Source organism: Humitalea rosea, from assembly GCF_003253705.1.
GTDB lineage: Bacteria > Pseudomonadota > Alphaproteobacteria > Acetobacterales > Acetobacteraceae > Humitalea > Humitalea rosea.
On sequence record NZ_QKYU01000007.1, the window covers coordinates 139,429 to 160,085 of the forward strand.

The following is a 20,657-nucleotide window of genomic DNA, read 5'->3' on the forward strand; positions in this document are numbered from 1 at the left end:
ATGGCGGAATCCCCAGCTTTGACACGTCGCGGTGGCTGCCTTGGGGGCTGGGCGACCTGACATCCGGGGCCTTGCCCGGCGTGTTTTGGTTTCTGCCCCTTGGCCTTATCCGGCATGTCCAGACGCGACGTGACAGTGGCTATCACGCGGCTTCCCGGCGGCACAACCTGCGGGTGCTGTTTATCCCCGGAAATCATGGGCCACTTGCGGCGCCCCGAGGCGCGTCCTATCGCCCGCAGGCCGCGACCGGCGCGGCGGCATGAGGGGGCCCGATGACACAGACACTCGATATTCTCGGCATCGGCAACGCCATCCTGGACGTGCTCGCGCGCGCGGATGACGCCTTCCTCGCGGCACGCGGGCTGGACAAGGGCGCGATGCGCCTGGTCGGCACCGAGGAGGCCGAGGCGCTCTACGCCGCCATGGGGCCCGGGATCGAGAGCAGCGGCGGCTCGGTCGCCAATAGCTGCGCGGCGGCGGCGGGGCTCGGCGCCCGCGTCGGCTTCCTCGGCAAGGTCGCCGACGACCTGCCGGGCCAGATCTTCGGCCACGACCTGCGCAGCATCGGCGTCAGCTTCGATACCGCGCCGCTGGTCGGCGGCGCGCCGACCGCGCGCTGCCTGATCCTGGTCACGCCGGATGCGCAGCGGACCATGAACACCTACCTCGGCGCCTGCGTCGCCTTCGGCGAGTCGGATGTGGATGCGGCACGGGTGGCCTCGGCCGGGGTCACCTACCTCGAAGGCTATCTGTTCGACCCGCCGGCGGCCCAGGCGGCCTTCCGCGCCGCGCTGCGCATCGCCAAGGCGAATGGCCGCAAGGTCGCGCTGAGCCTGTCGGACGCCTTCTGCGTCGGCCGGCACCGCGAGGCCTTCCGCGGGCTGCTGCGGGACGGGGTGGACATCCTCTTCGCCAATGAGTCCGAACTCACCAGCCTGTACGAGACCGACGACTACGACGCCGCGGTTGCGGCCGTGCGGGCGGAGGTGCCGATCGCGGCGCTGACGCGCAGCGAGAAGGGCAGCCTCATCGTCGCCGGCGACACCACCGCCGAGATCGCCGTGGTGCCGACCCGGGTGCTCGACACCACCGGGGCCGGGGATGCCTATGCCGCGGGCTTCCTGGCCGCGGCGGCGCGGGGGCTGGCCCTGGCGGAATGCGGGCGCTGGGCCTCGGTCTGCGCGGCCGAGGCGATCAGCCATGTCGGCGCGCGGCCGCAGACGGATTTGCGGGCGCTGGTCGGGGCCTGAGCGCCGCTTCGCCTACGCCACCACGGCCCGGTAGAGGTGCCAGGTGGCGTGGCCGAGCACCGGGATCACCACCGCCAGCCCGACGAAGAAGGGCAGGCTGCCGAGCAGCAGCGCGCCCCCCACGATCAGCCCCCAGAGCGCCATCGTCCCCGGATTGACCGCGACGGCGCGCAGCGAGGTGCGGACCGCGACCGCGACACCGGGGTTGCGGTCCAGCAGCATCGGGAAGGACACCACGGTCAGCGCCAGCACCACCGCGGCGAAGCAGAAGCCGACGAGGTTGCCCCAGAGGATCATCCGCTGCCCCTCGGCCGAGGTGAGGACGTAGCGCAGGAAGTCCTCCACCGGCACCGCGGGGGTGCCGCCGAGGGTGAACTGGTAGATCAGATGCGCCGCGGCCAGCCACAGCAGGAAGATCCCGAACAACAGCGCCCCCAGCGCCAGGATCGAGCCGAGCGCGTGCGAATGCCGCACCTCCAGCGCATCGATCCAGGAGACGGTGTCGCCCACCTCCCGCCGCCGGCTCAGCTCATAGACGCCAAGGGCCGCGACCGGCCCGACCAGCGCGAAGCCGCTGACCAGCGGCCAGAGCATGGGCAGCGATTCCGCGCCCGAGGCCATCGCCGCGGCGATGAGCCCGATGACCGGATAGACGAGGCAGAGGAAGATCAGCTGGGTCGGCGCCGCCAGGAAATCCTGCCAGCCCTTGCGCAGGGCCTGGACCAGATCGGCCGGGCCGATGCGCCGGACCATCGGCGTCGCGCGCGCCGGGTGACGATAGGTCTCGCCATAGATGGTATTCGCCTGGGCCATGCTCGCTGTTCCTTGGCTGCGCGGGGAGGGCGCCGATCGGGAACGGGAACCGGGGTCGCGGCCTGCTGGTCGGGCCGGCCCGGGCGGGCGGCGATCGGACCTCTTGTGACGAAGTCTAGCACCGCCCGGCCAGGGGATTGAGAAGAAACGTAACATCCAAGCGGATTACCCCCGCCGGATGTCAGCCTCGCCGCAGCAGATGCACCGCGGCGGCGGTGCCGAGGCTCGGCACGAACAGCCCGAGCACCGGCACGAGGCTCAGCAGCGCCAGCGCCAGCCCGAGTCCCCAGACCGACCAGCGCCGCGCCCGCGCCTGCGCCCGCCCCTGCGCGACCGACATCCGCAACTGCGCCGTGCCCTCGAAGAAGCCGCGCCCGAGCACCAGGGCGGAGACCACCAGCGCCACCACGAAGCCGATCCCCGGCACCAGCATCAGCGGCAGCAGCAGGATCTGCACCGCGAGCATCTTCACACCGAAGGTGAGGCCCCACAGCACCTGGGCCGCGATAGGGGCGCCGCGGGCGGGGGGCAGGCCGGGGTAGTGCCGGGCCTCGACGGCATGGGCCACCTCCTCGACGAAGATGCCCGAGATCGCGACGGCGACCGGCAGGAACAGCCACCAGGCGAGCATCACCCCGCCGATGCCGCCAAGGGTGCCCGCGATCCAGCCGATCCACCCCGGCGCCCCGGCGACGGCCCAGGCCGCGCCCTCGATGCAGCCCCAGAGGAGCAGGAGCGCCCCCAGGGCCGCGAGCCCCGCGCCTTTCAGCAGCGGGCGACGGAAGGCGGGGTCGGCGATCTGCCCGAAGGCGAGGGACAAGGCATCGAGCATGGGCGCCGAAATGGGGGCGGGGAGGGAGCGCCGCAAGCGGCCTCGACCCGGGTTTCAACCCTGCCCCGCGCGGGGCAGCCCGTTAAATCTTCGGTTTTGCATTCCCTTTCGCCGCCGATCCGCCTATGTGTGCGCCGCAACACGCGCCCCGCGCCCGTAAGGGGTGCCTGCGGGCGCACACCCATAGCCGGACGCCCAGCTTCAATGAGCCATAGGTCATACGCTCATCCCGAGGACGCGCCCCGGCTTATGCCCGAACAGGAGAGCGCAGCATGAGCGCCAGTACCAGTGTCCCCCTGCGCAACGTCGCCATTATCGCGCACGTCGATCACGGCAAGACCACCTTGGTCGACCAGCTTCTGAAGCAGGCCGGCGCCTTCCGCACCAATCAGGTGGTGGCGGAACGCGCGATGGACCGCAATGATCTGGAGCGCGAGCGCGGCATCACCATCCTGGCCAAGTGCACGGCCGTGGACTGGAAGGGCGTGAAGATCAACATCGTCGATACCCCCGGCCACGCCGATTTCGGCGGTGAGGTGGAGCGCATCCTCTCGATGGTCGATGGCGCCATCGTGCTGGTCGATGCCGCCGAGGGCGTGCTGCCGCAGACCAAGTTCGTGCTGACCAAGGCCCTGGCCCGCGGCATCCGCCCGATGGTCGTGGTCAACAAGGTCGATCGCCAGGACGCGCGCCCGGACGACGTCCACAACGAGATGTTCGACCTGTTCGCCGCCCTCGGCGCGGACGACAACCAGCTCGACTTCCCGATGCTCTTCGCCTCCGGCCGCCAGGGCTGGGCCGATGCGACGATGGACGGGCCGCGCAAGGACCTGTCGGCGATGTTCGACCTGATCGTGAGCCATGTGCCGGCGCCGGGCCTCGACCCCTCGCTGCCCTTCGCCATGAACGCCGCGATCCTGGAGGCCGACCCGTTCCTGGGCCGCATCCTGACCGGGCGCATCGAGCAGGGCACCGCGCGGCTGAACATGCCGGTGCGCGTGCTGCACTCCGACGGCACGATCATCGAGACCGGGCGCCTGACCAAGCTGCTGACCTTCAGCGGGCTGGACCGGGTGGTGGTGGAAACCGCCGAGGCGGGTGACATCGTCGCCATCGCCGGGCTGTCCTCCGCGACCATTCCCGACACCATCGCCGACCCCTCGATCACCGAGCCGCTGCCTTCGGTCCCGGTCGATCCGCCGACCCTGTCCATGACCTTCCGCATCAACGACGGCCCCCTGGGCGGTCGCGAGGGCAAGAAGGTCACCAGCCGGCAGATCCGCGAGCGGCTGCTGAAGGAAATCGAGAGCAACGTCGCCATCAAGGTGACGATGTCCTCGGAGAACGACGCCTTCGAGGTCGCCGGCCGTGGCGAGCTTCAGCTCGGCGTGCTGATCGAGCAGATGCGCCGCGAAGGGTTCGAGCTGACCATCGGCCGCCCCCGCGTGCTGATGCAGACCAACCCCGAGACCGGCGAGCGCGAGGAGCCCTTCGAGGAGGCCCTGGTGGACGTCGATGAGGAATATTCCGGCGTTGTCGTCCAGAAGCTGAGCCTCCGAAAAGGCCAGTTGCAGGACATGCGGCCCTCGGGCGGCAACAAGCAGCGCCTGACCTTCCTCATCCCCTCCCGCGGGCTGATCGGCTACCATGGCGAGTTCCTGACCGACACGCGCGGCACGGGCATCATGAACCGGCTGTTCCACGGGTATCTGCCCTTCGCCGGGCCGATCGAGGGGCGCCGCAACGGCAGCCTGATCTCGAACTCCGATGGCGAGGCGATCCAGTACGCGCTGTTCTCGTTGCAGGATCGTGGCACGCTGTTCGTCGATCCGGGCGTGAAGGTCTACGTGGGCCTGATCCTCGGCGAGCACAGCCGGGACAACGACCTGGACGTGAACCCGATCAAGGAAAAGAAGCTGACCAACATCCGTGCCGCCGGCAAGGATGAGGCCCTGCTGCTGATCCCGCCGCGCCGCATGAACCTGGAGCAGGCGATCGCCTATATCGAGGAAGACGAGCTGGTGGAGGTGACGCCCTCGGCCGTTCGCCTGCGCAAGCGCTACCTCGACCCGAACGAGCGCAAGAAGCATGCGCGCCGGTCGGAAGCCACCGAAGCGGCATAATACCGGCTGCTTGAATTCCTTTGTGGCGATATGCACATCGATGATATGCATATCGCCATGAACGCCGTTTTCCCCATCGACGCCATCCGCCAGGGCCTTCCGGCCGAGGCCGCCGACGCCCCGATCGCCGCCGGCCGGTTGACCGCCGCCGAACTCGACCGGCTGGCGATCCCCCGCAAGACGCTGGCCCATCGCCGCGCCTTGGGGCGGTTGACGCCTGAGCAGTCGGACCGCCTGGTTCGCATCCTGCGCGTCATCGACTTCACCGAGCAGACCTTCGCCGACCCCGCCCGCGCCCATGCCTGGCTGCGGCGCCCGACCACGGCGCTGGGCGGCGAGGCGCCGCTGGATTTGCTGGATACCGACCCCGGCGCGCGCCAGGTCGAGAGCCTGCTCGGCCGCATCGCGCATGGGATCGCCGCCTGAGGCGTGTCGCTTGATTGGGGCCTGGCGCCTCTGCCGCGCCCCTTATGCCGATCTGACCGGGGCCGGCGCGCTGGCCTGGGGCGGGCGCTGGAACAGCCCCGGCCGGGCCGTGGTCTATGCCGCCGACCATCCGGCGCTGGCGGTGCTGGAGGTGCGGGTGCACCTCGACCTGCCGCCCGAACTCATCCCCGCCGATTACGTGCTGCTGCGGCTGTCGCTGCCCAAGGCCGAAACCATCCCTTCCCTGCCTGAGGACCCTCGCGCGCTGGGCGATGCCTGGCTGGCGGAGGGCCGTTCGCCGGTGCTGCGGGTGCCGAGCGTGATCGTGCCCGGCGCCTGGACCCTGCTGCTGAACCCGCGTCACCCGCAGGCGGCGGAAGCGGCGATCCTGGAACAGGTGCCCTTCAGCTTCGACCGCCGGCTCTGGGCGGGTTAGCCTCCCCGGACAGGCTGATTTATGGGCAATGGGGAAGGCCCAGGAAACTCGGTTTCCTGGTGGGAGGGTGTGGGAGGGCAAGCCCTCCCGCTTCTCCAGGTCAGGGCGCCACGCCTTCCGGATTCTCGCTGCCCTTGCGCCACTTATGCGTGCTCGCCCCGAAGGCGACGACCTTGCCCGCGGCGTCCAGGACCTCGGTGCGGCAGAAGAACAGGCTGCGCCCGGCGGTGACGATGCGGCCCTCGGCGGTGACGCGGCCGGCGGTGATTTGGCCGGTGAAGCGGCAATCCAGATCCACCGTCACCGCGCGGCGCAGATTGCCGGGCACGGTGCAATGCAGCCCGGAGAAGGCGGCCGCCTGGTCGATCAGCGACAGGATCAGCCCGCCATGGGCGATGCCGCTGCGGTTGAAGTGCTGCGGCCCGACCTCGCAGGCCATGCGGGCGAAGCCCTGTTCCCAATCGACCAGCGTGAGGCCGAGCAGGTCGTGGAAGGGCGAGTGCGCGGGATCTTCGTGGAGCATGCAACCCGGTTGCCCGGCCCGGTTTCCCGCGTCAAGCGATCTGCAACTCCTGCAGCGCGGATTCCAGGTCCTGGAAGCTCGGCATGCTGTGGGTGGGCGCGACCTTGCGCCCGGTCTCGACCGCGACCTGCGGCGCATTGCCGTGCAGATGCGCGACCAGCACGGCGCGGATGACCTCGTAGTATTTGCACTCCTCCTCCACCACGCCTTTCAGCCGCGCGGCCATCGGCCCCATCATCCCATAGGCCAGCAGCACGCCGAGGAAGGTGCCGACCAGCGCGCCGCCGATCATGCCGCCGAGCACCGCCGGCGGCTGGTCGATCGAGGCCATGGTCTTGATGACGCCGAGCACCGCGGCGACGATGCCGAGTGCCGGCAGGGCGTCCGCGACATTCTGCATGGCGTGGGAGGGGTGCATCTCCTCCTCCTTGATCTTCTTCAACTCGCGCCCGATCACATCCTCGATCTGGTGCGGGTCGTCGGCGTTCATGCCGACCATGCGCAAATAGTCGCAGATCAGCGTGATGGCGTGGTGGTCGCCGGCGATCTTGGGGAATTTCTGGAAGGCGGTGCTGTCCTCCGGCTTCTCGATATGCGCTTCCAGCGCCATCGCGCCCTTGGTCTGCGCCAGGCGCACGAACCAATAGAGCAGCGACAGCAGATCGACGTAGTCGGCGCGGTGGAAGCGGCAGCCCTTCAGCAGCTTGCCGAAGGAGGCGAGCGTGTGTTTCAGGTCATGCATCGAGTTCGACATCACGAAGGCGCCGATCGCGGCCCCGCCGATGCTCAGCATCTCATGCGGCAGCGAATGCATGATGATGTCGAACTTGCCGCCCGCGATGGTGTAGCCGCCGAAGACGGTGAGCAGCAGGAAGACCAGGCCCCCGATGGTGGTCATGGCATGCGGCTCATCGGTGCATGGTCCCTGGCGGCGGGGGTTGCCGCAGCAACGTGATGGCCACGCGCCGGTTGGCGGCGGCGGTGGGGTCGGCCGGCAGCAGCGGATCGCGATCGGCCATGCCGGCGACCGAGCGCAGCCGCGATTCCTCCACCCCGCTGTCCGTCAGCAGCCGCCGCGCCGCATTGGCGCGATCCGCCGAGAGGTCCCAGTTGCTGCGGTCCTGGCCACGGAAGGGCGTCGCATCGGTATGGCCGGTGACGGCGACCGCATTCGGCACGGGGGCGATGATCTGCGCGACGCGCTGGAACAGCAGCCGGGCGCGATCATTGGCCACGGCGCTGCCAAGCGCGAAGAGCGGCTGGCGGTCCGCATCCAGCAACTGGATGCGCAAGCCCTCCGGCACCAGCTCCACCATCATCTGGCGCGCGAGATCGGCCAGGGCCGGGTCGGCCGCGACGCTGTCGCGCAACTGCCCGGCCAGATGTTCCAGCGCGGCACGGTCGCGGCGTTCGGCCTCGGCGCGGATCGCCGCATCGGTCTGGTTCCGCAGATCGGCGGCCTCGCCTTGCCGTTGCAGCGGCTGGGCCTCGGTCGCCTCGCCCTCCGGCCCCTCCAGCCGCTGCGTGGTGCGGGCCTCGGCGTCCTCGCTGCCCTCGGGCCCGTCGCGGCGGGGGACGGGGCGGATCGCGACCTCGGTGTCGTCCTCGTATTCGACATCCTGCACCACGGGGCGCGGGCCTTGCTCGACGCGGATGGCGCCGGTGGTGCTCGCCATCTCGCCCGCCTCATTCGGCGTGCGGCCACCGAAGGGCTCGCCCGAACCCGTGGTGCTGCGCCCCAGCACATTGGTCGGCGCGAAGTAATCGGCGAGGCCGCGGCGCTGTTCCTCGGTCGTCGCGTTCAGCAGCCACATCAGCAGGAAGAAGGCCATCATGGCCGTCACGAAATCGGCGTAGGCGACCTTCCACGCGCCGCCGTGGTGGCCGCCCTCGACCACCTCCTCGCGCTTGATGACGATGGTGACGCCATCGCCCTTGCCCTTTTTCGCCATGGGTATCGCCTCTGTCCGGCGTCCTGCCGGCGCTCTTCAGGCAGTTAGCCGCGGCGCGCTTAATCCGCGGCTAACGCGGCCCGTTGACGCAGGCCCCCTCGCCACGCAGCCTCGTGCGCATGGCGGCGGAAAGGGAGACAGGAGCAATGCCCGAAACGAGCGGCGTCCCGGCCCTGGCGGTGGAGGCCCCGGGGATGGAGCCGCACCCGGCGATGAAACGCCGCGCGGCCCTGGGCCTGGCCCTGGGCGCGCTGGCGACCCCGGCCCTGGCGCAAGCGCCCTGGCCCAACCGCCCGATCCGGCTGATCGCCCCCGACGCCCCCGGCAATGGCAATGACATCACCGCCCGGCTGCTGGCGCCGCAGTTCGAGGCGATGCTCGGCCAGCCCATGGTGGTGGACAACCGCCCCGGCGCCGGCGGCCGCATCGGGGTCGAGGCCGCCTGGCGCGCGGCGCCCGACGGCTATACCTTCCTGATCGGCAATGCCGGCTCCAACGGCATCAATGCCGCGATCTACAAGGACCTGCCCTACGACCTCGTGACCGGCTTCCGGCCGATCTCGATGCTGGTCGCGGGGCCGAATGTGCTGGTGGTGAACCGCAGCACCTTCCCGGTCTCGGACGTGGCCAGCCTCGTCACGATGCTGAAGGCGCGGGGCGATGGCTATGCCTATGGCTCGGGCGGGGTCGGTTCCTCCGCCCATATGTCGATGGAGCTGTTCCGCCAGCGCGCGGGCTTCGTGGCCCTGCACATCCCCTATCGCGGCACCCCGGCGCTGGCGCAGGGGCTGATCACCGGCGATGCGCCGGTCGCCATCGTCAACCTCGTGAACGTCATGCCCTTCATCCGCCGTGGCGAGATCGCGGCTTTGGCCGTCACCAGCCTGACCCGCTGGCCGGAACTGCCGGAGGTGCCGACCCTGGATGAGAGCGACTACCCCGGCTTCGAGACCATGGCCTGGAACGGGTTGCTGGCGCCCCTCGGCACGCCGGAGCCGATCGTGGCGCGGATGCATGAAACGGTCCAGAAGATCGCCACCAACCCGATGATCGCCGACCGCGTCAAACTCCTGGGCGGGCAGCTTGTCGCCTCCACCCCCGACGAGTTCGCCGCCCGCATCGCGGCGGATGTGGCGAAATGGAGGGATGTGGCCCAGCGCGGCGACATTCGTGCTGAATGAGCCGGGCCGAATGAGCACCATCGCCGAAGTCACCTTCCTAGGGGTCGCGGTGACCCCCCGGACCAACTGGTCCTTCCTCCGCGTCGAGGACAGCGAGGGCCGCATCGGCTGGGGCGAATGCACCCTGGCCGGCCAGGAAGCCCTGATGACGGCGGAGGCGGTGCGTCTGGCCGCCTCCGTGCGCGGCCAGAACACCGGGGACCGCAACCGGCTCTGCCGGCTGCTGCCCAACGCCCCGGGCGGGCTGATGGCCCATACCGTCCGCTCGGCCTTCGAGCAGGCGCTGTGGGATCTGGCGGGCCAGGCGGCGGGCCTGCCGATCCACGGCCTGCTGGGCGGGGCGCTGCGGGACACGATCCCGCTCTATGCCAATATCAACCGCGGCGTCTCGCCGCGCAGCCCGGAGGGCTTCGCCGCCGCCGCATTGCGCGCCGTCGCCGCCGGCTTCGCGGGCGTGAAACTGGCCCCCTTCGACCCCTATATCTGGGAGGAGCCGGACCGCGCCGCCTATGCCGAGGGCATCGCCCGCATCGCCGCCGTGCGGCAGGCCATCGGCCCCGATGTGGCGCTGATGGTCGATTGCCACTGGCGCTTCAGCCCCGGGGGCGCGGCGGCCCTGGTCCGGGATGTCGCGCCCTATGCGCTGTTCTGGCTGGAATGCCCGGTCGCCGAGGCCAATCACGCCGCCACCCGCCGCCTGCGCCATATGGCCAACGACCGGGGGATGCGGCTGGCGGGGGCGGAATCCCTCTGCGGCCTGGCCGCCTATGCCGACATCATCGAAGCCGGCTGCCATGACGTGCTGATGCCCGACATCAAGCACGCGGGCGGCCATGAGGAGATCCGTCGTATCGCCGCCCTTGCCTTGACCCGGGGGGTGGAGATCGCGCCCCACAACCCGACCGGCCCGGTCTGCCACGCGCAATCGCTGCACCTCTGCGCGACCTTGCCGAACCTGCTGCCGCTGGAGGTGCAGTTCGGCGAGACCGAGCGCTTCTTCTCTTTCGCGCCCGGCCATGACCTGCATTTTCGGGCGGGCAGCGCCAGCCTGCCGCAAGGGCCGGGCCTCGGCGTCATGCTGGACGAGGCCTGGGCGGCCACCTCGCCCTGGATCGCGGCCCAAAAACCCTGGCTCGATCCGCGGTTGGGCTGATGATCCCTCTTTGGATCGCGGTCACTCTCTCCGCGGCCTTGTTCCAGACCTGGAGGACGGCCTTGCAGCAGCGGCTGCGGGGCATGCTCTCGGTCAATGGCGCGGCGGTCACGCGCTATCTCTATGGCGTGCCGGTGGGCGGCCTGCTGCTGGCGGGCTATGCCGGGGTGACGGGCCAGAGCCCGCCCGCGATCGGCGACCCGGTCTTCCTCGCGCTTTGCGCCGGCGGCGGGCTGATGCAGATCCTCGGCACCAATGCGCTGATCGCCTCCTTCGGCTCGCGCGGGTTCACCGTCGGCACCGCCTATGCCAAGACCGAGGCGATGCAGGCGGCGGTGCTGGCGCTGGTGCTGCTGGGCGAGAACCTGTCGCCCCTGTCCTGGGGCGGCATCGCGGTCGGGATCTCAGGGGTGCTCTACCTCTCGCTGGCCGGGCGGGCGATGACGCCGGCGAGCCTGTGGGAGGCGACCCGGCAGCCCGCCGCCATGTATGGGCTGGCCGCCGGGGCGGGCTTCGCGCTGACCGCGGTCATCATCAAATCGGCCAATCTGCGGCTGGACCACCCCGATCCGGTGCTGCGGGCGCTGCTGGTGCTGGTCGTCATCAACATCATGCAGACGGTGATGCAGGGCGGCTGGCTGCTCTGGCGAGAGCCGGCCGAGGCCACAAGGGTGCTGGCAAGCTGGCGGATCAGCATGAAGGTCGGCGCGCTCTCGGCGCTGGGCTCGGCCTGCTGGTTCACCGGCTTCGCGCTGGCGCCGGTCGCCTTGGTCCGCGCCCTGGGGCAGAGCGAGATGGTCTTCACCCTGCTGTTCAGCCGCTTCTACCTGAATGAGAGCTGGAAGCGGCAGGATGTGATCGGCGCCCTGCTGGTGGTGGCGGGCGTGGTGCTGGTGCTGGGGGGGCGGTGAATCGCAACAGTTTGCGGCTCGCAATCTGGATTCTTTGCACTATATTACCTCCAAGAAAGAATTGCCTGGAGAACTCGATGTCCACGCCGCGCCGCCCACGCCGAACCGCTCGCCTGCTGGCAGCCTTCGCCACACTGGCGCTGGTGCTGGCTCCTGCCTTCGCCGATGCGCGTCCGGGCGGCGGGATCTCCTCGGGCAGCCGCGGCAGCCGCAGCTTCTCGGCACCCCCGGCCACCACCACCGCGCCGCGCCAGGCGCAGCCGATGGATCGCACCCTGAGCCAGCCGAGCGCGCCCCGTCCGGGTGTGGCCGGTGCGGCAGGCCCGGTCAGCTCCGGCGGCTTCGGCCGTGGGCTGATGGGCGGCATCGCCGGCGGCCTGCTGGGGGCCGGGCTGTTCGGCATGCTGAGCGGCTCGGGCTTCCTGGGCGGCCTCGGCAGCCTTGCGGGGATGATGGGCTTCCTGTTGCAGGTCGCGCTGATCGGCGGCGCCATCTTCCTGGTCATGCGTCTGCTGCGCCGCTCCGCGCCACGCCCGGCGATGGCCGGCGGCCCCTCGGGCAGCATGCCCCGCAGCGGCATGGCGCGGATGATGGAGCCGGGTGGCGGCATGCGCCCGGCGATGGGCGCGGGGATGGGCCCGAGCAGCGTCGTCGAGATCCTCCCCAATGATTTCGAGGCCTTCCAGCGCCTGCTGGTCGAGGTGAACGCCGCCTGGAGCCGCCGGGACGCGGCCACGCTGGAGCGCATCGCGACCCATGAGATGGCCGAGTATTTCGCCAACGACCTGCGCGACCTGACCGCGCGTGGCTGGGCCAACCAGACCCGCGACGTGGCGCTGGAAAAGGGCGATCTGGCCGAGGCCTGGGCCGAGGGGCGCGACGAGTATGCGACCGTCGCCATGCGCTTCTCCCTGATCGACGTCACTACCCGCATCGCCGATGGCGTGGTGGTGGAGGGCGATCCGGCCGTGCGGCAGACCGCGACGGAACTCTGGACCTTTGTCCGCCGTGACGGCGGCGAGTGGCGCCTGTCGGCGATCCAGCAGAGCAGCTGAGGGTTCAAGGGGCGGGCGAAAGCCCGTCCCTATCCCACCAGCACCTGCATCGGCCCCGGCGCATCCGCCACGCTGACCGGAACCTCCCCCACCGCATCGCCATCCGCCTGGACCGGGATACCGGCCCCGGCGAATTCGATTCGCGACGCCGCGCGGATCTCCACCCCCGGCATGCGCGACAGCAGCCCGAGCGGCAGCGCCACCCCGTAGAGCGCGGCCGACCACGGCCCCGCATGATGGAACAGCGCCACCTGGAACCCCGGCGCATCCGGCCGCGCCGCCGGGGCCAGCAGGAAGCGCCCGGCGTAAAGCCGCCCCTTGGTGACGATCGCGCTGCCGACCTGGAAGGCCGCGCCATCCAAGGTCACCGTCATCGGCGGGAAGCCGTAGCGGCATAATTCGCGGGCGGATTGCCAGACATAGGCGGCGCGGCCGATTCGCTGCTTCAGCCGCAGATCCAGCCCCGCCACCACCGCGGCATCGAAGCCCGCGCCGAGCATCTGCACGAACAGCCGGCTGCTGCCATCGGCGAAGCGGGCGATGCCTGGCCAGACCAGCCGCCGCTGCCCCGCCGCCAGCACCCGCGCGGCCTGGGCCGGGCCGAGCGGCAGCCCCAGTTCCAGCGCCAGGACATTGGCGGTGCCGAAGGGCAGGATGCCGAGGGTCGCGGCACTGCCGGCGAGCCCCGCCGCGACCTCGGCGATGGTGCCATCGCCCCCGGCCGCGACCACGGCCGTCTCACCCGCCGCGGCGGCCTCGGCGGCGAAGCGACGCGCATCCCCGGGCGCGCCGGTTTCGGCCACGCGCGCGACCACGCCCGCGATGGCGAGCGCGCGCAATGCCTCCGCAAGCCGGCGACGACGCCGCGCGCCGGCGGTCGGATTGAAGACGATCAGCATTCGCAAGGCGCGATAGGGCCTGTTCATGACAGACTCAGGTCGGAGATGTGACATTTCAAAATCGAAAGATACGTCATTGAGCATTCACGCCATTTGCCGCTTTCGCGCGTTACCTCCCCGACATCAACGGCAACGCGCCGGCCCGTTTGCCCCCCGAGTCGATTCGGGGCCAGCCGGCGGGCCCGGCGAGAGCGACGGACGGGACATGCACCGCACCGATACCAAGCGCCATTACCGCAGCGTCTTCCTCTCCGACGTGCATCTCGGGACGCGAGGCTGTCGGGCCGATTTCCTCAAGGATTTCCTCAAGAATATCGAGTGCGACAAGCTCTACCTGGTCGGCGACATCGTCGATGGCTGGCGGCTCAAGAAGTCCTGGTACTGGGACGCCGACCATGACGAGGTCATCCGCCTGATCCTGCGCATGGCGCGGCACGGCACCGAGATCTTCTACATCCCCGGCAACCACGACGAGATGTTCCGAAGCTGGCTCGGCCATGAATTCGCCGGCGTGCGGTTGCAGGATGAGGCGGTGCATGTGACCGCCGATGGCCGCCGCTACCTCGTCATCCACGGCGACCAGTTCGACGGGGTGATCCGCTACGCCAAGTTCCTCGCCCTGCTGGGGGACTGGGCCTACGACTGGGCGCTCTGGTCCAACCGCTGGTTCAACCTCGCCCGCCGCCGCCTCGGCTATCCCTATTGGTCGCTGTCGCAGTGGTTGAAGCGGCAGGTGAAGGAAGCGGTGAAGGCGATCGACCGCTTCGAGGGCGCGCTGACCAACGAGGCCCGGCGCCGTGGCCTCGATGGCGTGATCTGCGGCCATATCCACCACGCCGAGATGCGCGACGTCGGCGGGCTGATGTACATGAACGACGGCGACTGGGTGGAATCCTGCACCGCGCTGGTCGAGCACGCCGATGGGCGCTTCGCGCTGGTGGATTGGGCGGAGGAGAACCGGCTGTCCTTCCTGCGCGCCCCGCGGCGGGCCGAGCCCGCGACCGCGTGACCCTGGTGCATCCTCTTGCCTGAGCGGCTGCCGGGCCCGCCGCAGCGTATCCTGATCGTGTCGGACGCCTGGAAGCCCCAGGTGAACGGCGTGGTCCGCACGCTGGAGACGGTGGCCAACGAGCTGCGCGCCGGTGGCGACACGGTGGAGGTGGTCGGCCCCGACCGCTTCCGCTCCATCGCCATGCCCGGCTACCCGGAAATCCGTCTCGCGATCGCGCCGAAGCGGCGCTTGGCGAAGATCATCGACGACTTCGGCCCCTGCGCCATCCATGTCTCGACCGAGGGGCCACTCGGCTGGGCGGCGCGCAGCCTGTGCCTGCGGCTCGGCTTCGGCTTCACCACCTCCTTCCACACCATGTTCCCCGAGTATCTGCATGCCCGCACCGGCATTCCCCGCTCCTGGTCCTGGGCGGTGATGCGCAGCTTCCATGCGGCGGGGCAGGGTGTCTTCGTCGCGACGCGCTCGCTCGGCCGCACGCTGGAGGGGCATGGCTTCCGCAACCTCGTCGCCTGGTCGCGGGGGGTGGATCTGGAGCGGTTCAAGCCGGGCGGCGCCGATCCCTATGGCGACCTGCCGCGGCCGATCTTCCTCTATGCCGGGCGGGTGGCGGTGGAGAAGAACATCGCCGCCTTCCTGGAACTGGACCTGCCGGGCACCAAGGTCGTGGTCGGCGACGGGCCGCAGCGCGCGGCGCTGGAAAAGCAGTTCCCCGAGGCCGTCTTCACCGGCTACCGCGACAATGGCGTGCTGGCGGCCTCCTATGCCCATGCCGATGTCTTCGTCTTCCCCAGCCGCACCGACACCTTCGGGCTCGTGCTGCTGGAGGCGCTGGCCACCGGCACGCCGGTCGCGGCCTATCCGGTGACCGGGCCGATCGATGTGATCGCCGATGTCCCGGTGGGGGCGCTGGACGAGGATCTGCGCGCCGCCTGCCTGCGCGCGCTGGGCGCGGATCGCGCCGCCTGCCGCCGCCATGCGGAAACCTTCTCCTGGGCCGCATGCGCCGCGCGGTTCCGCGCGGCGCTGGTCCCGGTCCGGTAGCCGCCCGACTTCTCGTCCCCCAGCCTCTCGTCCCCCAGCCGCTCGTCCGGGCCTCTCGTGCCCTGGGCCTTGCCCGTGCTAGGGCGGGCGACGTGATTGCTCCCTGCCCATGCTGAAGCGGCTTTTGCGGCACCCCGTGGTGGCGGCGACCGGCGCGCGCCTGATCGGCGCCTATCTCGCGCTGGTCTATCGCACCACGCGCTGGACCCTGCTCGGCGCCGAGCATGTCCTGGATTTCCCGCGTGAGGCGCGGCCCGTCATCGCCGCCTTCTGGCATGAGCGCCTGGCCCTGATGCCGCGGCTTTGGACCACGGCGCGGGACCAGGTGCCCGCCGGCCGGTCCTGGCCCTTCCATGTGATGGTCTCCCGCTCCCGCGACGGGCGCTTCATCGCCGATGTGGTGCGCCGATTCGGGCTGGTCCCCGTGCATGGCTCCACCACCCGCGCCGGCTCCGGCCGCGATCGTGGCGGGGCCGCGGGCATGCGCGAGGCGCTGCGGCTGCTGCGGCAGGGCGGCGCCCTGGTCATCACCCCCGATGGGCCGCGCGGCCCGCGCCGGGTCGCGGCCCTCGGGGTCGCGCAGCTTGCCGCGGTCGCGGGCGTGCCGGTGCTGCCCTGCGCCGCCGCGACCAGCCACGCCCGGACCCTGGGCTCCTGGGACCGGATGGTGCTGCCGCTGCCCTGGGGCCGGGGGGTGCTGGTCTGCGGTGCGCCGATCGCGGTGCCGCGCGATGGGGCCGAGGCCATGCTGCCGGCGATCGAGGCCGCGCTGACCGCCGCCTGCGACGCCGCCGATGCCTGGGTGAAGCGGGCGTGAGTGGGGGAGTTACAAGCCTGGCGGCGCGGGTCTGGCACGGGGCTGCGATGGTGGCGGCGCCGCTGCTGCCGCTCTGGCTGCGCTACCGCGCGGGGCGCGGCAAGGAGATCGCCGCCCGCCTGCCCGAACGCCGCGGCTTCGGCTGCGACCGGCCGGAGGGGCTGCTGATCTGGCTGCATGCCGCCAGCGTGGGCGAGACGCTCTCCCTGCTGCCGCTGCTGGGCGCCCTGGCGCGGGCACGGCCGGAGGCGCGGTTCCTCATCACCACCGCCACCGTCACCGGGGCGGCGATGCTGGCGGCGCGGCTGCCGCCCGATCTCGCGGCGCGCAGCCGGCACCGCTTCCTGGCGCTGGATGTGCCGGGCTGGGTCGCGCGCTTCCTGGATGGCTGGCGGCCGGATGCGGCGGTCTTCGTCGAGAGCGAGATCTGGCCCAATCTGATCGCCGCCGCCGCGGCGCGCGGCATCCCGCTCGGGCTGGTGAATGCGCGGATGTCGGCCCGCTCGGGGCGGCGCTGGGCGCGGCTGCCGGGCTTCGCCGCCAGCCTGTTCGGCGCCTTCCGGCTGGTGGCGGCGCAGACCGCCACGGATGCGGCGCGGCTGCGGCGGCTGGGTGCGGCCGGGGTGGTCGCCTGGGGCAACCTCAAGGCCGCCGCCGAGCCGCTGCCCGCCGACCCGGAGGCACTGGCCGAGGCCCGCCGCCTGCTCGGCGGCCGCCCGGTGCTGCTCGCCGCCAGCACCCATCCGGGCGAGGAGGCGCTGATCCTGCGCGCCCTGCCGGCCCTGCGCGTGGCGCTGCCCGATCTGCTGCTGCTGCTGGTGCCGCGCCATCCCGACCGCGGGGCCGAGGTCGCCGCCGCCGCCGGGGGCGCGCCCCGGCGCGCGCTGGGGCAGGGGCCGGGGGCCGGGCCGGGGGCTGGGTCGGGGGCTGGGTCGGTCTGGGTCGCCGATACCATGGGGGAGCTTGGGATCTGGTTCCGCCTGGCCCAGGCGGCGGTGATCGGCGGCAGCCTGGTGCCCAAGGGCGGGCATAATCCGCTGGAGGCGGCACAGCTCCGCTGCCCCATCCTGTTCGGTCCGCATATGGAGAATTTCGCCGAGGTCGCCGCCCGGCTGCTGGCGCTGGGCGGGGCGATCCAGGTGCCCGATGCGGCGGCGCTGGCCCCGGCCGCGATCGGCGTGCTAACCGGGGCGGGTCGCGCGGCCGCCCTATCGGCCGCCGCTGTGGCGGTCGCCGATGATGCCGCCGGTCTGCCGGAGCGATTGGCTGCCGAGATCTTGGGCTGGCTGCCCGTGCCCCTGGCCCAGCCTGGGGATCGGGCCAGAACATTTTCAGGCCAGGCATTTTCAGGCCAGGCATTTTCAGGCCAGGCATTTTCAGGCCAGGCATTTTCAGGCCAGGCATTTTCAGGCCAGGCATTTTCAGGTCAGGCATTTTCAGGTCAGGCATTTTCAGGTCAGGCATTTTCAGGTCAGGCGGCCTCGCCCGACGACTCGGAAAATGCGGCAAAACAATAGGCCAGAGCGGCTGAAGTGAGCGTAAGCGAACGGAAGCCACTCTGGGGTTTGAAGCGCCGCAGCACCGCTGCCGCGCGACGGATGACGGAAGGGAAAGATCGCGCCGATGAGGGCCCCCGACTTCTGGAGCGGGACCGGTGGGGGACTTCTGCCCCTGTTGCTTTCGCCCATCGCGGCAATCTATGCCGGTGCGACCGCGCGGCGCGTGGCGCTGCCGGGCTGGACCGCGCCTGTTCCGGTGATCTGCGCCGGCAATGCCACCGCCGGCGGTGCCGGCAAGACCACGCTGGCCCTGGATATCGGCCAGCGCCTCGCCCATCGCGGCATCGCCGCCGCCTTCCTTACCCGCGGCTATGGCGGGCGGCACAAGGGCCCGCTGCGGGTGGACCCCGCGCGGCACGACAGCCGCGATGTCGGGGATGAGGCGCTGCTGCTCTGCGATGTGCGCCCGACCTGGGTCGCGGCCGATCGTGCCAAGGGCGCGCAGGCGGCGATCGCGGCCGGCGCCCAGGCGCTGATCATGGATGACGGGCTGCAGAATCCGACCCTGGTGAAGGATCTCTCGCTGCTGGTGATCGATGGCGGCTTCGGCTTCGGCAATGGCAGGGTGATCCCCTCCGGCCCCTTGCGCGAACCGCCCGAGGCCGCCGCCGCCCGCAGCCATGCCGCCGTGCTGATCGGCGAGGATGAGACCGGCGCCCTGGCGCGGCTGCCGCCCGGCCTGCCGGTGCTGCGCGCCCGGCTGGTGCCGGGGCCGGAGGCGGCGATGCTGTCCGGCACGCCGGTCTTCGCCTTCTGCGGCGTGGCGAATCCGCGGAAATTCTTCGCCACCTTGCAGGAGGCGGGGGCGGTGATCGCGGGGCGCGTGCCCTTCGCCGACCACTACCCCTTCGATGCCGGCGACATGGAAAGCCTGCTAGCCGAGGCCGAGCGCCTGCGCGCCGTGCCGGTGACGACGCGCAAGGATATCGTGCGCGTCCCCGCCGCCTTCCGCAGCCGGATCACCGTGGTCACCGTTACCCTGGCCTGGGAGGAGCCGGCGCGGATCGAGGCGCTGCTCGACCCCCTGGCGGCGCGGGTGCCGATCCCGGCCTGACCCCCATGCGGCGGGTCACGGCCTTCTGGCAGGCGCTGCCGGTGCGGGCGGCCTTGCGCGTCGCGCGGCTGCTGGGGCCGGTGCGGGCCTCCAATGTCTTCGGGGCGCTGGCGCGGTGGCTCGGGCCGCTGCTGCCGGTCTCGCGCATCGCCCGGGTCAATCTGCGGCTGGCGCTGCCGGGGGCGGATCACGCGGCGATCCTGGCCGGCATGTGGGAGAATTTGGGGCGGCTGGCCGGCGAGGCGCCGCATCTGGCGGGGCTGCGCGAGACCGCCAGCGGCCCGGGCTGGGAGATCCTGGGTGCTGAGCATCTGCCTGTGGCGGGCCCCGCCATCCTGGTCTCCGCCCATATCGGCAATTGGGAGGTGCTGCCCACGGTGCTGGCCGCGCGGGGGTTGCCGGTGGCGAGCCTCTACCGCGCGCCGGACAATCCGGTGGTGGGCCGCATCCTGCGGCGGCTGCGCGGCGGCGGGCCGGCGCTGCTGCCCAAGGGCGGCCGGGGCGCGCTGGCCGCGGCGCGGCATCTCGCGCGGGGCGGGATGCTGGGGCTGCTGGCGGACCAGAAGCTGAACGAGGGGCTGGCCATCCCCTTCTTCGGCCGCCCGGCGATGACCACGCCGGCGCCGGCGATCCTCGCCCGGCGCTTCGCCTGCCCGCTGGTGCCCGGCCGGGTGCAGCGGCTGGGGCCGGCGCGGTTCCGCATCCTGGTCGAGCCGGCGCTGCCGCCCGACCCCGACCCGGCGGTGACCATGACGGCGGTGAATGCCCGCATCGAGGCCTGGGTGCGGGAGCGGCCGGAGGAATGGCTCTGGCTGCACCGGCGCTGGCCGAAGGCACTGTACCGGCTGGACGGTTGAGCAAAGCTTGAACCGGCCGGCTGGACGGTATAGTCACACTCCGTAATGTCAGACCTCCGAGTCGCCACCGCCGATACCCGCACCCGCATCCTGGATGCCGTGGAGGCCATTGTGCAGCGCGCCGGGGTGCCCGCCCTGACCTTGGAGGCCGTGGCGCGGGATGCCGGGATGTCCAAGGGCGGGCTGCTCTATCACTTCGCCTCCAAGGAGGCCCTGCTGATCGGCCTGCTGCGGCGCCTCGCGGACTTCGTGGAGGCGGAGATGGACAGCTTCATCGAGGCCGCGCCGCCGGGGCCGCATCATCTCGCCCGCGCCTGGCTGAACTGGATGATGGATTGCCCGCTGTCCCAGGCGCATGACCGCTACGACCGCGCGGCCGCGGTGTTCCTGGCGGCGCACCATCATGACCCGGCGCTGCTGGACCCGGTGCGCGCGGTGCTGCAGCGGCAGAAGGCGGCGCTGCTCGCCTCCGACACGCCGCCGGGCCCGGCGCTGGCGATACTGACGGCGGGGGATGGGCTGTTCATGGCGCATGTCTTCGGCACCTGGAGCATCACCCCCGAGGAACGCAGCGCGCTGCATGCCAGCCTGGAAGGGATGCTCGTATGACCTTCCCCGCGACCGCGCTGGCGCTGATGCTGGGGCTCGGCGCCTGCCTCTGCTGGATGAACGATGTGAAGAGCCGCGCGGATACGCTGGCCCTGGCGGTCGGCTACCGGGACGCGGTGATCGCCTTCAGCCTGGGCGACACGGCGGACTGAGG

Annotated in this window: 22 protein-coding genes; 16 read left to right on the plus strand and 6 right to left on the minus strand. The window is 71.2% G+C overall.

Features of this window, described 5'->3' with window-relative positions; translation table 11 throughout:
- Positions 1 to 272 precede the first annotated feature (272 nt).
- Positions 273 to 1,250, plus strand: coding sequence for an adenosine kinase (locus C8P66_RS07900; protein ID WP_111397690.1), 978 nt, complete (start codon positions 273 to 275; stop codon positions 1,248 to 1,250).
- Positions 1,251 to 1,262: 12 nt separating this feature from the next.
- On the opposite strand, the gene C8P66_RS07905 is transcribed toward C8P66_RS07900, so the two are convergent.
- Both C8P66_RS07905 and C8P66_RS07910 read right to left on the minus strand, forming a co-directional pair.
- Positions 1,263 to 2,063: a DUF2189 domain-containing protein gene (locus tag C8P66_RS07905; RefSeq protein ID WP_111397691.1), complete on the minus strand. Its 801-nt coding sequence runs from the start codon at positions 2,061 to 2,063 to the stop codon at positions 1,263 to 1,265.
- A 181-nt stretch (positions 2,064 to 2,244) separates the two neighbouring features.
- The gene (locus C8P66_RS07910) at positions 2,245 to 2,895 is read right to left on the minus strand and encodes an EI24 domain-containing protein (protein ID WP_111397692.1); all 651 of its coding nucleotides are present in this window, start codon (positions 2,893 to 2,895) and stop codon (positions 2,245 to 2,247) included.
- 272 nt (positions 2,896 to 3,167) lie between these two features.
- On the opposite strand from C8P66_RS07910, the gene typA reads away from it, so the two are divergent.
- Genes typA through C8P66_RS07925 form a run of 3 tightly spaced genes read left to right on the plus strand, consistent with a single transcriptional unit; the run spans position 3,168 to position 5,880 of the window.
- Entirely contained in the window at positions 3,168 to 5,018 is a 1,851-nt protein-coding gene (typA, locus tag C8P66_RS07915) for a translational GTPase TypA (protein WP_111397693.1), read from the plus strand.
- A 57-nt stretch (positions 5,019 to 5,075) separates the two neighbouring features.
- On the plus strand, positions 5,076 to 5,444 hold the full coding sequence (gene parS / locus C8P66_RS07920; protein ID WP_245903311.1) for a type II RES/Xre toxin-antitoxin system antitoxin: 369 nt from the start codon (positions 5,076 to 5,078) through the stop codon (positions 5,442 to 5,444).
- A 10-nt stretch (positions 5,445 to 5,454) separates the two neighbouring features.
- Positions 5,455 to 5,880 carry an RES family NAD+ phosphorylase gene (locus tag C8P66_RS07925; protein ID WP_245903313.1) on the plus strand — a complete coding sequence of 142 codons (426 nt, stop codon included), beginning with the start codon at positions 5,455 to 5,457 and terminating at the stop codon, positions 5,878 to 5,880.
- A gap of 100 nt (positions 5,881 to 5,980) precedes the next feature.
- Here the strand turns inward: C8P66_RS07925 and C8P66_RS07930 are convergent, their stop codons facing one another.
- The 3 genes from C8P66_RS07930 to C8P66_RS07940 are packed head-to-tail and all read right to left on the minus strand — an operon-like array spanning position 5,981 to position 8,355.
- A complete protein-coding gene (locus C8P66_RS07930) occupies positions 5,981 to 6,403 on the minus strand; it encodes a PaaI family thioesterase (RefSeq protein ID WP_111397695.1) in 423 nt (140 codons plus the stop codon).
- Positions 6,404 to 6,434: 31 nt separating this feature from the next.
- Entirely contained in the window at positions 6,435 to 7,301 is an 867-nt protein-coding gene (gene motA / locus C8P66_RS07935; protein WP_111397696.1) for a flagellar motor stator protein MotA, read from the minus strand.
- Positions 7,302 to 7,311: 10 nt separating this feature from the next.
- Positions 7,312 to 8,355: a flagellar motor protein MotB gene (locus C8P66_RS07940; protein ID WP_111397697.1), complete on the minus strand. Its 1,044-nt coding sequence runs from the start codon at positions 8,353 to 8,355 to the stop codon at positions 7,312 to 7,314.
- Positions 8,356 to 8,501: 146 nt separating this feature from the next.
- Between C8P66_RS07940 and C8P66_RS07945 the strand changes: the two genes are divergently transcribed.
- The 4 genes from C8P66_RS07945 to C8P66_RS07960 all read left to right on the plus strand — a co-directional run bounded on the left by C8P66_RS07945 (position 8,502) and on the right by C8P66_RS07960 (position 12,655).
- Entirely contained in the window at positions 8,502 to 9,536 is a 1,035-nt protein-coding gene (locus C8P66_RS07945; RefSeq protein WP_245903315.1) for a Bug family tripartite tricarboxylate transporter substrate binding protein, read from the plus strand.
- A gap of 10 nt (positions 9,537 to 9,546) precedes the next feature.
- Positions 9,547 to 10,689 (plus strand): mandelate racemase/muconate lactonizing enzyme family protein, encoded by a 1,143-nt coding sequence (locus C8P66_RS07950; protein ID WP_158537149.1) that lies wholly within the window; start codon positions 9,547 to 9,549, stop codon positions 10,687 to 10,689.
- Positions 10,689 to 11,600 (plus strand): EamA family transporter, encoded by a 912-nt coding sequence (locus C8P66_RS07955; RefSeq protein WP_111397699.1) that lies wholly within the window; start codon positions 10,689 to 10,691, stop codon positions 11,598 to 11,600. Before C8P66_RS07950 ends, C8P66_RS07955 begins: the two co-directional genes overlap by 1 nt.
- A gap of 77 nt (positions 11,601 to 11,677) precedes the next feature.
- Positions 11,678 to 12,655 (plus strand): TIM44-like domain-containing protein, encoded by a 978-nt coding sequence (locus C8P66_RS07960; RefSeq protein ID WP_111397700.1) that lies wholly within the window; start codon positions 11,678 to 11,680, stop codon positions 12,653 to 12,655.
- Between the two features lie 29 nt (positions 12,656 to 12,684).
- Here the strand turns inward: C8P66_RS07960 and C8P66_RS07965 are convergent, their stop codons facing one another.
- Positions 12,685 to 13,581 (minus strand): diacylglycerol/lipid kinase family protein, encoded by an 897-nt coding sequence (locus C8P66_RS07965; protein ID WP_158537150.1) that lies wholly within the window; start codon positions 13,579 to 13,581, stop codon positions 12,685 to 12,687.
- A gap of 178 nt (positions 13,582 to 13,759) precedes the next feature.
- Between C8P66_RS07965 and C8P66_RS07970 the strand changes: the two genes are divergently transcribed.
- From C8P66_RS07970 to C8P66_RS23785, 8 genes are all read left to right on the plus strand, one after another.
- Complete coding sequence (locus tag C8P66_RS07970; RefSeq protein ID WP_111397702.1) at positions 13,760 to 14,563, plus strand: UDP-2,3-diacylglucosamine diphosphatase; 804 nt, start codon at positions 13,760 to 13,762, stop codon at positions 14,561 to 14,563.
- 15 nt (positions 14,564 to 14,578) lie between these two features.
- Positions 14,579 to 15,607, plus strand: coding sequence for a glycosyltransferase family 4 protein (locus C8P66_RS07975; RefSeq protein ID WP_245903317.1), 1,029 nt, complete (start codon positions 14,579 to 14,581; stop codon positions 15,605 to 15,607).
- A gap of 109 nt (positions 15,608 to 15,716) precedes the next feature.
- The gene (locus tag C8P66_RS07980; RefSeq protein WP_111397703.1) at positions 15,717 to 16,424 is read left to right on the plus strand and encodes a lysophospholipid acyltransferase family protein; all 708 of its coding nucleotides are present in this window, start codon (positions 15,717 to 15,719) and stop codon (positions 16,422 to 16,424) included.
- Positions 16,421 to 17,941, plus strand: coding sequence for a 3-deoxy-D-manno-octulosonic acid transferase (locus C8P66_RS07985; RefSeq protein WP_245903318.1), 1,521 nt, complete (start codon positions 16,421 to 16,423; stop codon positions 17,939 to 17,941). Before C8P66_RS07980 ends, C8P66_RS07985 begins: the two co-directional genes overlap by 4 nt.
- A 106-nt stretch (positions 17,942 to 18,047) precedes the next feature.
- The gene (gene lpxK, locus C8P66_RS07990; protein WP_111397704.1) at positions 18,048 to 19,037 is read left to right on the plus strand and encodes a tetraacyldisaccharide 4'-kinase; all 990 of its coding nucleotides are present in this window, start codon (positions 18,048 to 18,050) and stop codon (positions 19,035 to 19,037) included.
- A 5-nt stretch (positions 19,038 to 19,042) separates the two neighbouring features.
- Complete coding sequence (locus tag C8P66_RS07995; RefSeq protein WP_111397705.1) at positions 19,043 to 19,894, plus strand: LpxL/LpxP family acyltransferase; 852 nt, start codon at positions 19,043 to 19,045, stop codon at positions 19,892 to 19,894.
- Between the two features lie 45 nt (positions 19,895 to 19,939).
- On the plus strand, positions 19,940 to 20,503 hold the full coding sequence (locus C8P66_RS24685) for a TetR/AcrR family transcriptional regulator (RefSeq protein WP_111397706.1): 564 nt from the start codon (positions 19,940 to 19,942) through the stop codon (positions 20,501 to 20,503).
- Entirely contained in the window at positions 20,500 to 20,655 is a 156-nt protein-coding gene (locus C8P66_RS23785) for a hypothetical protein (protein ID WP_158537151.1), read from the plus strand. The genes C8P66_RS24685 and C8P66_RS23785 overlap by 4 nt, the downstream gene beginning before the upstream one ends.
- Positions 20,656 to 20,657: the final 2 nt, after the last annotated feature.